This window comes from Mycobacterium sp. 050128 (genome assembly GCF_036409155.1).
Taxonomy (GTDB): domain Bacteria; phylum Actinomycetota; class Actinomycetes; order Mycobacteriales; family Mycobacteriaceae; genus Mycobacterium.
In genome coordinates this window covers 3,422,303-3,435,435 of the sequence record NZ_JAZGLW010000001.1, presented here as the reverse complement: position 1 = coordinate 3,435,435, position 13,133 = coordinate 3,422,303, and the positions used below count along the sequence as shown (strand labels likewise).

Here is a 13,133-nt window from a genome sequence, read left to right as displayed (position 1 = left end):
GGACAGCCTGATGACGGAAATGAAGTTCATAATGCCTCGCGACGTTCTGCTCAAAGCTCAATACGCCGTGATCGCCACGCTTTTCGCGGCCCATGTTTCCGAAGCCGAAACAGCGACCAGTAACTGGAGCCAGGCCTCGAGTGCGGCCGTCGCGGACTTTGTCGAGGCGGTACGAAGCGACTTCGGTTTGGACCCAATGGCGCCTGGCTAAAATTCTCAAGGATAGGATTCACACATGCACATGGATCAGGCTGTACTCACTTCGCTTGCGACGTTGCTAGGTGCCGGCGTTGGTGGTTTGACGACGTTCATGTCTTCGAAAGCCGCATTTCACCGAGGCGAAACCCTTGAGACCAAAAGGCAGCACGACTCGTTGATGCGCGATGTATCGGTTCGCTTCGTGAAAAATCTGGATATCGTGCAGGGCGAGGTTAGTTCTTCGAAGTTCAAGGGATTATCTGCGGAATTCGATGAGCTGGTGTCGTCCAATCAAGAGGTCAGGCACCTCGTCGAACAGGGGACCGGCGGCGCGGCCACGGCAACAGCTTCCCCCGCGCTCGAGCTGCTATCGCGCGCAACGGAACCGACTCCTGCCATGGCCGAGCAAATTGCAGCCCCGACGTTCCGCGCGGCACTCGTCGCGACGCCTTCAATGGTTGACTTGAACAGCGTTATGGCGGAAATGAAGTTGATAATGCCCAACGACATTCTGCAAAAAGCTAAGTACGCCGCGGTTCTCACGCTTTTCGCGGCCCTTATCTCCGAGGTCGGCGCACCGTCGAATAACTGGAACCAGGCCGCGAGCGCTGCCGTCAGTGACTTTGTAGAGGCCGTACGAACCGAATTCGGCTTGGACCCCATCGCGTTGGCCTAAGCCCTCGCAGGGACTTGGGCAAGGGCGTCGCTGGGGCACGTCCGCGATATGTCAGCATGAGGACGTGAACGCACGCCGGCTCGCTGCTGCGCTGGGTGCCGCAGCGGTGACGACCTGGGCCACGCTGCTGAACGCACCCCTGGTCATCGCCCCCGCCTCCGCTGCCCCCTGCCCCGACATCGAAGTAACCTTCGCGCGCGCCACCAACGAGGCACCCGGCGTCGGCGTGGTCGGCCAGCAGTTCATCGATGCACTGCGCACGCAGGTGGGCGGCCGGTCCCTTGGGGTGTATGCCGTCAACTACCCCGCGAGCGAGGATTTCGCTCCGTCCGCATCCGCCGGCGGCAGCGATGTACACGCTCACGTTCAGTCGATGGTCGCGACCTGTCCCAGCACCAAGCTCGTGCTCGGCGGATATTCCCTGGGCGCCATGGCAATCGATGAGGCCACCATCGCCCGAGCACCGATCGCCGGCTTGATCCCCGACATACTCACGGCCGATCAAGCCGACCACGTTGCGGCGCTCGCTCTGTTCGGTAATCCGTCGGACCGCTACCTCGGGGCACCGGTCAGCGAGGTCAGCCCGTGGTACGGCGCCAAAGCCATTGACCTGTGCGCTGCCGGCGATCCGGTGTGCACGCCGGGCGGGGCGCTGGCGCTGCCCTCACACGACGAGCTCTTCTCGCCGGTGCACCTGTCTTACGCGCAGTCCGGAATGCCCAGTCAGGCCGCGACTTTCGTGGCGAGCCATCTCTGACACCGCGCTGACTACGCGCCTTTCCCTTCGTGCCGCCGATGAGGCACAATCGCGCTGGTGACGACTCCGCGAGGACCCTCGGGCGGTGAACCGCCGGAACGGGCTCGTCCGCCCATGCCGGGCGGGCCCGCCAGTCGACCGGCACCCCAACGGCCTCAGGTTCCCGGGCCGCCCTCGGAATCAGAAACTCGCCGCATCCCCCTGCGCGACGTTCGGCCGCCGCAGCCACCAGGTCGGCCGCCGCAGGGGCAGCCACCGGGTCGGCCGCCGCAGGGGCGGCCGCCGCAACAGCCGGGGCTTCCGCCGAATATCCGGGCGCAGCAACCCGCGCCGCCGCCACCTCAGCCCGCCGCGTCGCCCCAGCAGGAAGCGGCCACCACCCGGCTGCCCTCGTTCTCGCAGCCAGAAGACACACCGCCGGCCAAGAAGCGGGGGTTGCTGCGCAGGCGGAAGTGGTCCATCGCCGTGATCCTCGGCGTCGTGGTCGCCGTCGTGGTGGCCGCCCTGGTCGGCGGCGAGTTGTATGCCCGACACGAGGCAAGCAGCAGGGTGGCGAACGCGGTGCAATGCGAGGTCCAGGACAGCGCGGCCGTCTCCTTTGCCACGGCGCCGCCGGTCCTGTGGCAGTTCCTGACCAAGCACTACCCCGACATCGCCGTCCAGACCGCCGGTAACCAGGTCCGCAGCGTCAAGGGCATGAAGGTCAGCATCGACATCCGCAACATTCGGCTGAACCAGGCCAACAACTCCGCGGGCACGATCGAGTCGTTGAAGGGCACCATCACCTGGTCAACAGATGGCATCAAGCAGTCGATCCAGGACGCCATCCCGACGATTGGCAGTCTTGTCACCGGGGAAGTGACCACCAACCCCGGCGAAAGCACCGTATCGCTGAAAGGCCTGCTGGACAGCGCCACGGTCAAGCCGCAGATCGTCAACAACGGGTTATCGCTACAGGTGGTCAGCCTGACCGCGCTGGGCTCCACGATGTCGACGGACAGCGTGCAGAAAAGCCTGGACGAGCTCACTTCGAAAGCCAACAACTATCCATTGGGCATACACGCCGACAGCGTCAAGGTGACCGATAGCGGTGTCGAGGCGACCTTCTCGACCAACAACGCCACCATTCCGGCCGGCGGCGGCAGCCAGGACAGCTGTTTTGCCAACTTCTGACGTCGACAGGCAAAACCGTTGGCGGACAGCCAGTTTCAGTATTACGGCCGGCCGGTACGTTCGCGGTGCTTGCATCCTGGCCAGCAACAGGGCCGGCGCTGGCCTTCTTCCAGCTCCTCCTGCGTCCGGCGAATGCGGCGCTCCCGGGTCGCCTGTTGCTTGGCGTCCTCGACCCAGCAGATGAACTCGTTGCGCGCCAGGGGCGTGATGTCCTGCCACGCCGCCAACGCAGATGAGTTCTTGGTCAATGCCTCGCGCAAATCCGCGGGCAGCGTGTGCACCACCCCACCGGGCACCTGGTTGCCGCTCACCCGGCCAGATTAGCCACGATCACGACCCAGGCGCGTACTGCCACACCAGGCCGTGGTTTCCGTTCATCATCCGGTCGCACTGCATCATGTGGCCGTCCGCGTCGCGCATCGTCGCGTACCGCAGGGAACACGGCTGGTCCTGCAGCGGCGGGTTGGCCTGTGCGACACCGAGTCCCAGCGCGGTCAAGCCCAGCGCTATCGCCGAGAAGACCGCCCAGCGGATCGCCTCCGATTTGGTGCTGATGATCGTGGTGCTCATGGATGCCCCCTCGTCATGGTGCCGTCACTGGTGTTTTCAGGATCGGCAGCGGGGCTTGCGGCATCCTCTACGAATTCTTGAAGCGGCGGCCCCAAGTACCCTTTAGCTCGCCAATGACGTCGCCGACCGTGGAGGTGCCCCGATGGCCCAGTCCGATTCCGTCCTGTTCAGCGTGGACAATCGCGTCGCACTGATCACCGTCAACGACCCCGATCGGCGCAATGCGCAGACGGGCGAGAGCTCGGCCCAGCTGCGCGCCGCGGTCGAGCGGGCCGAGGCCGATCCGCAGGTGCACGCCGTCGTGGTCACCGGGGCGGGCAAGGCGTTTTGCGCCGGCGCGGACCTGAGCGCCCTGGGGGCCGCGGGCGCCGGAGCAGCGGCATCGGGACTGCAGCAGCTCTATGACGGCTTCATGGCCCTGAGTGGTTGCACGCTACCGACCATCGCCGCGGTGAACGGCCCCGCGGTCGGTGCGGGCCTGAATCTGGCCCTGGCCGCCGACGTGCGCATCGCCGGGCCCGGCGCACTGTTCGATCCCCGATTCCAGAAGCTGGGGTTGCACCCCGGCGGCGGTGCGACCTGGATGCTGCAGCGGGCGGTGGGCCCGCAAGTCGCTCGCGCGGCCCTGCTGTTCGGCATGCGCTTCGACGCCGAATCCGCCGTGCGGCACGGGCTGGCGCTCAGCGTCGCCGACGATCCCGTCGCCGCGGCATTGACGCTTGCCGCCGGACCCGCGTCCGCTCCACGCCACGTGGTGCTCGCGACCAAGGCCAGCATGCGGGCCACCGCTAGCCCGGGATCGCTGGACACCGACGACCACGAATTCGCGATGCGCACCGAACTGGGGCCCCAGGTGTCGTCGATCCAGTCACCGGAGTTCGCCGAGCGGCTGGCCGCGGCCCAGCGCAGGTAAGGCTTAAGCGGCGGGTCCGCTCGCGACGGTCTCGGGCTGCGCCTTCACGCGAAACGCGGGGTCGAGCAGCCGTATCGCCCCGATGAACGTCAGGGCCATCAGCGGCGAGAGAGCGCCGTAAATCGCGACCGGAGTTGCCATTTCGACACTGTTGAGCAGTTGCGGGCTGAGCGCCACGCCGAGGGCCACCACGGTGTTGTGCAGACCGATCTCCAGGCTGATGGCAATTGCCTGCGGTGGACCCAGACGCATCAACCGCGGGACCAGATAGCCGACCGTCAGGCTGACCGCGCAGAAGGACACGACCGCCCCGCTCACCACGCCGAAGTTGTGCAACAGCGTCGTCTCGCCTTGGGCGATCGCCCCGCCGATGGCGGCGATCAGCAGCAGTACCGCGACGACCTTGACGGGCGTTTTCAATCGACGGGCCAGCTCGGGGAAGCGGTGGCGTATCGCAATACCGATCGCGGTGGGGATGAGCACCAGTGCGAACACCGTGACGAACTTGTCCAGCTGTAGCGGGATGAAGCGACCTTCGCCGAGGAACCAGGTCATCGACGCGGCCAGGATGGCCGGCAGGGCCACGATCGACAGCGCGGCGTTGATCGCGGCCAGGGTCAGGTTGAGCGCCAGGTCCCCGTTGAACAGGTGACTGACGATATTCGCCATCGTCCCGCCCGGCGTGGCGGCCATCAGCATCAGGCCGACCGCCAGATGCGGCTCCAGATGGAAGGCTTCGGCGATCAGCAGGCACAGACTCGGCAACAGGAGGGACTGGCAGATCAGCGCCACCGCCAGCGGTCGCCGCATCGTGGCGGCCCGCTTGAAGTCATCCACGGTCAGGGTCAGCCCGAGGGCGAGCATGACCACCGCGATGACCAACGGAAAGTACTGGTTGCCCATGACGCTCCACGGTGTCGTCGCGCCGCTTGATCGGCACGATTAGTTAGCTTGCCTTATGCAGCAGTCATTTGCGCGGCGGGCATCCACCTGGCCGACGGTAAGCAACCGTCGCGATAGCTCAATACCCCTGAAATCCCAAGGGATTCAGGGGTATTGAGAGCAAGAATGCGTCAGGACGCCGACTTGATCGCAATCTGGTCGACCTGCGTGAATCCCGGCGGGTTGCCGCAAGCTCCCGTGATGTAGGTGTGTGCGGCCGTGCCGGTCAGCGTGTTGGGATCCCACACCGTGTGAGTGGTCGTCCCGTAGAGGGTGTAACCACCGCCCACGCAACTGACGTTGCTCATCGTGTCCATGACCCATTGACCATCGACCAACGTTGCCTGGCTAGCCCCCACCCCGGCCTTGATCCAGAGGCATCCATTCCCGCAGGAGTTGATCGTCCAGCTGTTGTCTATGCTGTGGCCGCCCGGCGTCGTCACGGTCTCGGTGTAGCTGCCACTCATCGTCGGTGTGTCAGCCCACGCTGTGCCGGCTGAGCCGACAGCTAATCCGGCGCAGACAACCGTTGCGGCGAAGCCCCGCGCGATGGTCATGATTTGGTTCCTTCCGTGGAGCTAGTCAGTGCAATGAGCAACTGTTCTGGTGGATCAAAGATTACGACAAAATTGCGACCTGGGCGTTCGCGAATGTTTCCGCTTTTTTGCGATCTCGTTAAGACGCGAAACACCGGTTCCGCGATATCGCAACGGGCGTGATTTCACCGTGTAGCCCGCGTCGACGAGAAGCGAGACACCGGCGACGTAGCGGCCGGACTCGACACGAGCATCCGCCGACCTATCCGCCGCTACCGCCGTTCCACCAGCCGAATTTCAACTGCGGCCCGTTTTGGCGCCCGGTACCGCCGCACCCGTGCGTGCCGGCTAGGCGGGTTCTCCGGCTCGCCGCACCAGGGCCGCCGCGTGCTTGAGCACCGGCGAGTCGACCATCTGCCCTTCGAAAGCGAACACCCCACGCTCGCCGCGTGCCGCGGCCAAGACCCGGCGCGCCCAGTCCAGCTTCTCCTCAGTGGGTCGAAAGGCGTTGCGCACCACTGGAATCTGGGTCGGGTGAATACACACGGTTCCCGCGAAGCCCAGCGCCACGGCGTCTTCGGCCTCGGCGCGTAGGCCGTCGAGGTCGCCGATGTCCAGGTGCACCGCGTCGAGCACGGCCAGACCGAACGCCGACGCCGTCAGCAACGCCGTCGACCGCACGTGACGGGCGACATCGCGGTAGGTGCCGTCGGGCGTGCGGCTGGAGCTGCCGCCCAGCGCAGCGACCAGATCCTCGGCGCCCCACATCAGCGCCACCGTGCCCGGTGCCGCGGCGATTTCGGTCGCGAACACCGCGCCGCGTGGGGTCTCTAGCAGCGCGATCACCTCGAGCGGGGCCAGCGCCGTCACCTGCGCCGCCGATTCGGTTTTGGACAGCATCACCGTCGTATACGGCGTCGCTTTCAGGGCCTCGAGATCGCGGGAGTATTCCTCGGTGTCGGCCGCGTTGATCCGCACCACGGTGCGCTCGGGGTCCAGCGGAGTGTCCTGCAAGGCCTTGCGGGCGGCGGGTTTGTCCGCCTGGGCCACGCCGTCCTCGAGGTCGAGGATCACGACGTCGGCCGCGGCGGCGGCCTTCGCGAAGCGCTCGGGCCGGTCGGCCGGGCAGAACAGCCACCCGGGGCCGGCGGCGGCCAGGTTCATCGGGGCTCCTCGTCCGCTGGTCGCTTTTGCACCAGGGTCTTGCGGACAGCGCGCGCGACCACGTCGCCGTCCTGATTACGCCCGGTGTGTTCGAGGCTCACGATGCCCTCTCCCGGGCGGCTCTTCGACTCGCGCTTGTCGGTGCACACGGTCTCCGCGTACAGCGTGTCGCCGTGGAAGAGCGGCTTGGGGAACGACACCTCCGAGAAGCCGAGGTTGGCCACGATGGTGCCCAGCGTCAGCTGCGTGACGGACAGGCCGACCAGTGTCGACAGGGTGAACATCGAGTTCACCAGCCGCTCACCGCGAAAGCCCGGTTGTTCGGCGGCCCATGCCGCGTCGAGGTGCAGCGGCTGGGTGTTCATGGTCAGCGTGGTGAACAGCACATTGTCGGCCTCGGTGACGGTACGGCCGGGGCGGTGCAGATAGGTGGTATCGATCTCGAATTCCTCAAACCACAAGCCGCGCTGGACAACCGACTTGCCCACCTGGTCCGGCAAGCTCATGACAGCCCCAGCGATCGCGCGATGAGCATCAGTTGCACCTCGGTGGTGCCCTCACCGATCTCGAGGATCTTGCTGTCGCGGTAGTGACGCGCCACGGGGTACTCGTTCATGAAGCCGTATCCGCCGTGAATCTGGGTGGCGTCGCGGGCGTTGTCCATCGCCGCCTCCGACGCGATCATCTTCGCGATCGCCGCCTCCTTCTTGAATGGCTTGCCCGCCAACATCTTTGCAGCCGCATCGTAGTAGGCCGTGCGCGCGACGTGAGCACGCGCCTCCATCCGGGCGATTTTGAAGCTGATCGCCTGATAGGAGCCGATCGGCTGGCCGAATGACTGCCGCTCCTTGGAGTACTTGACGCTCTCGTCGACGCAGCCCTGCGCCGCACCCGTTGCCAGTGCGGCGATCGCGATTCTGCCTTCGTCGAGGATCGACAGGAAGCCGGCATATCCCCGGCCGCGGGCGCCCAGCAGATTCTCTTCCGGAACGCGGGCGTCCGCGAAACTCAACGGGTGGGTGTCCGACGCGTTCCAGCCGACTTTGCTGTAGAACGGCTCGACGGTGAATCCCGGTGTGCCGTTGGGCACGATGATCGTCGAGATCTCCTTCTTGTCATCGGCGAGTGTGCCGGTGACCGCGGTGACGGTGACCAGGGAGGTGATGTCGGTACCCGAATTCGTGATGAACTGCTTGGAGCCGTTGATCACCCACTCACCGTCGTCGAGTTTGGCCGTGGTGCGGGTGCCGCCGGCGTCGGAACCCGCGCCGGGCTCGGTCAGCCCGAAACCAGCCAACGCGCGGCCGGCCACCAGGTCCGGTAGCCACTTCTGCTTCTGTTCGTCGGTGCCGAATCGGAAGATCGGCATCGCCCCGAGGCCCACCCCGGCCTCCAGCGTGATCGCCACGGACTGGTCGACCTTGCCGAGCTCCTCGAGGGCCAGCGACAACGCGAAGTAGTCGCCGCCCATGCCGCCGTACTCTTCGGGGAACGGCAGCCCGAACAGCCCCATCTCCCCCATCTTGGCGACGACCTCGTACGGAAAGCTGTGCTCCTCATCATGTTTGGCCGACACGGGAGCGACCACGGTCCGCGCGAAATCGGCGACGGTGGCGCGAAGGTCTTCGTACTCCTTGGGTAACGTCCCCGCGGTAATCGTTGTGGTCATGATGCGCTAATCCTTTTTCTCTTCGGAGTCTGGGACCAGGCGGGCCAGCACCTGGTCAACCGTCACCTGATCGCCGACCGACACCAGCAGCTCGACACGCCCCGAAATCGGCGCGGCCAGAGAGTGTTCCATCTTCATAGCCTCGACGACCACGACCACGTCGCCTTCGGACACCTCGGCGCCGGAGTCGACCTGCACGGCGATCACACTGCCGGGCATCGGACTGAGAACCTCGGCCTGCCTGGCGTCGGACGCGCGGTGAATCGTGGCTTCCTCCGCCTCGCGCAGGTGCCAGGTGCCGCGCTCGTCGGCGATCCACAGATGGCGGTTGGCCTCGGCCCACCGGTACTCGCGGCGCAGCCCATCCAGCGTCGTACTCATGCTGCGACGCTCGACTTCTACACTCGCCGAACAGGTTTCACCGTCGCCGACCTGTACCGTGGCCGCACTCGGCAGACCGGACACCGAGACCGTCTCGGTGCGCAGCGGCGTGCGCATCGCGGTGCGCACCGGCGCGGCGTCGGCGCCGACGCGCCAACCCGAGGGCTGCGCCCACACATTGCCTCGCGCGCGACGGGCCAGCGTCCACTGGCGGTACAGCCCACCGGCCGCGAGCACGTCGTCGGGCGCCGGCAGCGGTGCGAAGTCCGGCAGTCGCTCCTCGAGTAGTGCGGTGTCCAGGTCGCCGGCTTGCACACGCTCGTCGGCGAGCAGGAAACGGAGGAATTCGATGTTGGTCTGCACGCCCAGAATCGTCGTCTGCGCCAGTGCCCGGTCGAGTTCGGCGAGCGCCTCGTCGCGATCGGCGCCGTGGGCGATCACCTTGCTCAGCATCGGGTCGTAGTCGCTGCCCACCACCGTGCCCGCCAGCAACGAAGAGTCCACTCGCACACCAGAACCCGAGGGTTCGAAGACGTCGAGCACCCGGCCGCCGGTGGGCAGAAACCCCCGCCCCGGATCCTCTGCGTATACCCGCGCCTCGATCGCGTGCCCGCTGAGCTCGATGTCGTCCTGGGCGAAGGTGAGCTTCTCGCCGGCGCCGACCCGCAGCTGCCACTCGACGAGGTCGAGCCCGGTGACCGCCTCGGTGACGGGGTGTTCCACCTGCAGGCGGGTGTTCATCTCCATGAAGAAGAACTCGTCGGGCTGCTCGGCGGAGACGATGAACTCCACCGTTCCGGCCCCGATGTAGTCCACGCTGCGGGCGGTGTTGCAGGCCGCGGTCCCGATCCGCGCACGGGTCTGCGGATCCAGCAACGGCGAGGGCGCCTCTTCGATAACCTTCTGGTGACGCCGCTGCAGACTGCATTCACGCTCGCCGAGATGCACCACGTTGCCGTGGCCGTCAGCAAGAATCTGTACCTCGATATGCCTGGGCCGCAATACGAATCGCTCCAGGAAGAGCGTGTCGTCGCCGAACGACGACGCGGCCTCCCGGCGCGCGCCGACCAGCGCCTCGGGCAGCCGGGCCGGGTCTTCCACCAGCCGCATGCCCTTACCTCCGCCGCCGGCCGACGGCTTGATCAACACCGGATAGCCGACCTCGGCGGCCGCGGCGACGAGCTCGTCATCGGTCAGCCCCGATTTCGCCACCCCGGGCACCACCGGAACGTCGAAAGCGGCAACGGCGTTCTTGGCGGTGATCTTGTCGCCCATCACCTCGATCGCACGGGCCGGCGGGCCCAGGAACACCACCTCGGCGCGCTCGCACGCGGCAGCGAAATGAGCGTTCTCGGAAAGGAATCCGTAGCCCGGGTGGATCGCCGCAGCGCCGGTGCGGGCCGCGGCGTCGAGCACTTTTTCGATATCGAGGTAGCTCTCACGCGCCGGCGCCGGCCCCAGTCGCACCGCTGTGTCGGCTTCTTGCACGTGCCGCGCCTCGGCGTCTGGATCGCTGTAGACGGCCACCGACCGGATACCGAGCCGGCGCAAGGTACGGATCACCCGCACGGCGATCTCGCCGCGGTTGGCCACTAGGACGGTGTCAAACACTGCACTCACATCCGGAAGACGCCGTAGGAGACCGGTTCCAGTGGCGCCTGGGCGCACACCGAAAGGGCAAGCCCGACATACATTCTCGTATCGGCTGGGTCGATGATGCCATCGTCCCAGAGCCGGGCCGTCGAGTAGTACGGGTTGCCCTGGTCCTCGTACTGGGCTCGGATCGGCGCCTTGAACGTTTCCTCTTCGTCGGGCGACCACGGTTTGCCCGACGCGCTGAGCTGTTCACCGCGCACCGTGGCCAGCACGGAGGCCGCCTGCTCGCCACCCATCACCGAGATCCGGGCATTGGGCCACATCCACAGAAAACGGGGCGAGTACGCCCGCCCGCACATCGAATAGTTGCCCGCGCCATAGGATCCGCCGATCACAACGGTGAGTTTGGGCACCCGGGCGCACGCCACCGCGGTGACCATCTTGGCGCCGTGCTTGGCGATGCCGCCGGCCTCGTAGTCGCGGCCCACCATGAAGCCCGCGATGTTCTGCAGGAACAGCAGCGGAATCTTGCGCTTATCGCACAGCTCGATGAAATGCGCTCCCTTGAGCGCGGATTCGCTGAACAACACGCCATTGTTGGCGATGATCCCGACCGGGTGGCCATGGACGCGCGCGAATCCGGTCACCAGCGTCTTGCCGTATTTCGCCTTGAATTCCCTGAATTCGCTGCCGTCGACCAGCCGCAGGATGACCTCGTGCACGTCGTACGGCACCCGCGGATCCGGTGGGACGACGTCGTAAAGCTCGGTCTGCGCATGTTTGGACTCGACCGTGGGCAACACCTCCCACGGGCTGGGCTCGCGCGGACCGAACGTGGCCGCGATGACACGCACGATGCGCAACGCATGCTCGTCGTCGTCGGCGAGATGGTCGGTCACCCCGGAGACGCGCGAGTGCAGGTCGCCGCCGCCGAGGTCTTCGGCCGAAACGATCTCTCCGGTAGCGGCTTTCACCAGTGGTGGGCCGCCGAGGAAGATCGTGCCCTGCTCGCGGACGATCACCGCCTCGTCGCTCATCGCCGGCACGTAGGCGCCGCCTGCCGTGCACGAGCCGAGCACCGCGGCGACCTGAGGAATTTCCTTGGCGCTCATCGTTGCCTGGTTGTAGAAGATTCGTCCGAAATGCTCGCGATCGGGGAACACCTCGTCTTGGCGGGGCAAGAAGGCGCCACCGGAGTCGACCAGGTAAATGCACGGCAGTCGATTCTGCAACGCGACTTCTTGAGCGCGCAGGTGCTTCTTGACCGTGATCGGGTAGTAGGTGCCGCCCTTGACCGTCGCGTCGTTCGCGACGATCACGCACTCGCGCTCCGATACCCGCCCGATGCCGGTGATGATCCCGGCCCCGGGGGATTCGTCGTCGTACATCCCGTTGGCGGCCAGCGGGGTCAGCTCCAAAAACGGGCTACCGGGATCGAGCAGCCGGTCCACTCGTTCGCGCGGCAACAGCTTGCCGCGGCTGACGTGACGCTCCCGCGCACGCTCATTGCCGCCCAACGCCGCGGCCGCCAGTTTGGTGTTCAACTCCTCGACCAGCCGACGGTGCTCGTCGGCGAACGACGGTGCGACCTTCAGCGACGCACTCATGGCCGCTCCAGCAGCTCGTCCATTGCCGCAGCAGCCTCCTCGCCGTCGGGGGGTCCAGGCACTTCAGTTAATGCTCATTAACTGACGCCGAGAATACCATCGGCGGCGTTGCCGCGTCCAGGGACGAGTCCACCGCCCGGTGGACGTGCGGTGCGCTCGCCGTGCTGCGGGAAGCCGAGTTAATCGCCAATAACTCGTGCTACGTTAGTGACGATTAACCGAAACTTCCGGACGGAGGCGAAGGGCGGTCATGACAGCGTCCAATCCCGACACCCCGACCGGCCGATCCGAAGCGCCAAATCGCCGCAGCCAGTTGAAATCCGATCGGCGACTGCAACTCCTGGCCGCCGCCGAGCGACTCTTCGCCGAGCGCGGATTTCTTGCGGTCCGTCTCGAAGACATCGGCGCCGCCACCGGCGTCAGCGGCCCGGCGATTTACCGCCACTTCCCCAACAAGGAGTCGATGCTGGTCGAGTTGCTGGTCGGCATCAGCGCCCGGCTGCTCGCCGGGGCCCGCGAGGTGACCGCGCGCAGCGCCGACGCGGCCGACGCACTGGAAGGGCTGATCGATTTTCACCTCGACTTCGCATTCGGCGAGCCCGATCTGATCCGCATCCAGGACCGCGACCTGGCACACCTGCCCGCGGCCGCCGAGCGCCAGGTGCGTAAAGCGCAGCGGCAGTATGTAGAGGTATGGGTCGGCGTGCTGCGCGAGCTGGACCCCGCGCTGGCCGAAGCCGATGCGCGGCTGGCGGCGCACGCGGTGTTCGGCTTGCTGAACTCGACGCAGCACAGCATGAAGGCGGCGGAGAAGCCGGCCCGCGGGGCACGGTCGCGCGCCGTCATGCGGGCCATGACGATCGCCGCGCTGGGGGCCGGAGGCCAAGCCGGCTGAATCGGGCGTCATCGAGAGATTCCCCGCCCAGCCGCTCGGCTTAGGTACCCTGCAAA

General features: G+C 66.3%; 14 protein-coding genes. 5 read left to right on the top strand and 9 right to left on the bottom strand.

Annotation, left to right across the window (positions count from 1 at the left end; genetic code table 11):
• Nucleotides 1-235: 235 nt before the first annotated feature.
• The 3 genes from SKC41_RS16525 (at nucleotide 236) to SKC41_RS16515 (ending at nucleotide 2,804) form a co-directional block, all read left to right on the top strand.
• Nucleotides 236-874, top strand: coding sequence for a hypothetical protein (locus SKC41_RS16525; RefSeq protein WP_330978557.1), 639 nt, complete (start codon nucleotides 236-238; stop codon nucleotides 872-874).
• 64 nt (nucleotides 875-938) lie between these two features.
• Nucleotides 939-1,631: a cutinase family protein gene (locus SKC41_RS16520; protein ID WP_330978556.1), complete on the top strand. Its 693-nt coding sequence runs from the start codon at nucleotides 939-941 to the stop codon at nucleotides 1,629-1,631.
• Between the two features lie 57 nt (nucleotides 1,632-1,688).
• Entirely contained in the window at nucleotides 1,689-2,804 is a 1,116-nt protein-coding gene (locus SKC41_RS16515) for an LmeA family phospholipid-binding protein (protein ID WP_330978555.1), read from the top strand.
• Nucleotides 2,805-2,845: 41 nt separating this feature from the next.
• On the opposite strand, the gene SKC41_RS16510 is transcribed toward SKC41_RS16515, so the two are convergent.
• Entirely contained in the window at nucleotides 2,846-3,115 is a 270-nt protein-coding gene (locus tag SKC41_RS16510; protein WP_330978554.1) for a YdeI/OmpD-associated family protein, read from the bottom strand.
• A 19-nt stretch (nucleotides 3,116-3,134) separates the two neighbouring features.
• Nucleotides 3,135-3,374 carry a hypothetical protein gene (locus SKC41_RS16505; RefSeq protein ID WP_330978553.1) on the bottom strand — a complete coding sequence of 80 codons (240 nt, stop codon included), beginning with the start codon at nucleotides 3,372-3,374 and terminating at the stop codon, nucleotides 3,135-3,137.
• Nucleotides 3,375-3,516: 142 nt separating this feature from the next.
• Between SKC41_RS16505 and SKC41_RS16500 the strand changes: the two genes are divergently transcribed.
• Nucleotides 3,517-4,287: an enoyl-CoA hydratase gene (locus SKC41_RS16500; RefSeq protein ID WP_330978552.1), complete on the top strand. Its 771-nt coding sequence runs from the start codon at nucleotides 3,517-3,519 to the stop codon at nucleotides 4,285-4,287.
• Nucleotides 4,288-4,290: 3 nt separating this feature from the next.
• On the opposite strand, the gene SKC41_RS16495 is transcribed toward SKC41_RS16500, so the two are convergent.
• From SKC41_RS16495 to SKC41_RS16465, 7 genes are all read right to left on the bottom strand, one after another.
• Nucleotides 4,291-5,190, bottom strand: coding sequence for a bile acid:sodium symporter family protein (locus SKC41_RS16495; protein ID WP_330978551.1), 900 nt, complete (start codon nucleotides 5,188-5,190; stop codon nucleotides 4,291-4,293).
• A 170-nt stretch (nucleotides 5,191-5,360) separates the two neighbouring features.
• The gene (locus SKC41_RS16490) at nucleotides 5,361-5,786 is read right to left on the bottom strand and encodes a hypothetical protein (protein ID WP_330978550.1); all 426 of its coding nucleotides are present in this window, start codon (nucleotides 5,784-5,786) and stop codon (nucleotides 5,361-5,363) included.
• A 327-nt stretch (nucleotides 5,787-6,113) separates the two neighbouring features.
• Nucleotides 6,114-6,929 carry an HpcH/HpaI aldolase/citrate lyase family protein gene (locus tag SKC41_RS16485; protein WP_330978549.1) on the bottom strand — a complete coding sequence of 272 codons (816 nt, stop codon included), beginning with the start codon at nucleotides 6,927-6,929 and terminating at the stop codon, nucleotides 6,114-6,116.
• Nucleotides 6,926-7,435, bottom strand: coding sequence for a MaoC family dehydratase (locus SKC41_RS16480; RefSeq protein ID WP_330978548.1), 510 nt, complete (start codon nucleotides 7,433-7,435; stop codon nucleotides 6,926-6,928). Before SKC41_RS16480 ends, SKC41_RS16485 begins: the two co-directional genes overlap by 4 nt.
• Nucleotides 7,432-8,598 (bottom strand): acyl-CoA dehydrogenase family protein, encoded by a 1,167-nt coding sequence (locus SKC41_RS16475; RefSeq protein ID WP_330978547.1) that lies wholly within the window; start codon nucleotides 8,596-8,598, stop codon nucleotides 7,432-7,434. The genes SKC41_RS16480 and SKC41_RS16475 overlap by 4 nt, the downstream gene beginning before the upstream one ends.
• Before the next feature lie 6 nt (nucleotides 8,599-8,604).
• Nucleotides 8,605-10,590: an acetyl/propionyl/methylcrotonyl-CoA carboxylase subunit alpha gene (locus SKC41_RS16470; protein ID WP_330978546.1), complete on the bottom strand. Its 1,986-nt coding sequence runs from the start codon at nucleotides 10,588-10,590 to the stop codon at nucleotides 8,605-8,607.
• A 5-nt stretch (nucleotides 10,591-10,595) separates the two neighbouring features.
• A complete protein-coding gene (locus SKC41_RS16465; RefSeq protein ID WP_330978545.1) occupies nucleotides 10,596-12,182 on the bottom strand; it encodes a carboxyl transferase domain-containing protein in 1,587 nt (528 codons plus the stop codon).
• A gap of 250 nt (nucleotides 12,183-12,432) precedes the next feature.
• Between SKC41_RS16465 and SKC41_RS16460 the strand changes: the two genes are divergently transcribed.
• Entirely contained in the window at nucleotides 12,433-13,077 is a 645-nt protein-coding gene (locus SKC41_RS16460) for an SACE_7040 family transcriptional regulator (protein WP_330978544.1), read from the top strand.
• Nucleotides 13,078-13,133: the final 56 nt, after the last annotated feature.

What these genes read in the sequence shown, in the direction of transcription:
- SKC41_RS16495 (WP_330978551.1), bottom strand. Translation starts at nt 5,190, where the DNA reads ATGGGCAACCAGTACTTTCCGTTGGTCATCGCGGTGGTCATGCTCGCC.
- SKC41_RS16480 (WP_330978548.1), bottom strand. Translation starts at nt 7,435, where the DNA reads ATGAGCTTGCCGGACCAGGTGGGCAAGTCGGTTGTCCAGCGCGGCTTG.
- SKC41_RS16525 (WP_330978557.1), top strand. Translation starts at nt 236, where the DNA reads ATGCACATGGATCAGGCTGTACTCACTTCGCTTGCGACGTTGCTAGGT.
- SKC41_RS16465 (WP_330978545.1), bottom strand. Translation starts at nt 12,182, where the DNA reads ATGAGTGCGTCGCTGAAGGTCGCACCGTCGTTCGCCGACGAGCACCGT.
- SKC41_RS16475 (WP_330978547.1), bottom strand. Translation starts at nt 8,598, where the DNA reads ATGACCACAACGATTACCGCGGGGACGTTACCCAAGGAGTACGAAGAC.
- SKC41_RS16485 (WP_330978549.1), bottom strand. Translation starts at nt 6,929, where the DNA reads ATGAACCTGGCCGCCGCCGGCCCCGGGTGGCTGTTCTGCCCGGCCGAC.
- SKC41_RS16460 (WP_330978544.1), top strand. Translation starts at nt 12,433, where the DNA reads ATGACAGCGTCCAATCCCGACACCCCGACCGGCCGATCCGAAGCGCCA.
- SKC41_RS16500 (WP_330978552.1), top strand. Translation starts at nt 3,517, where the DNA reads ATGGCCCAGTCCGATTCCGTCCTGTTCAGCGTGGACAATCGCGTCGCA.
- SKC41_RS16490 (WP_330978550.1), bottom strand. Translation starts at nt 5,786, where the DNA reads ATGACCATCGCGCGGGGCTTCGCCGCAACGGTTGTCTGCGCCGGATTA.
- SKC41_RS16505 (WP_330978553.1), bottom strand. Translation starts at nt 3,374, where the DNA reads ATGAGCACCACGATCATCAGCACCAAATCGGAGGCGATCCGCTGGGCG.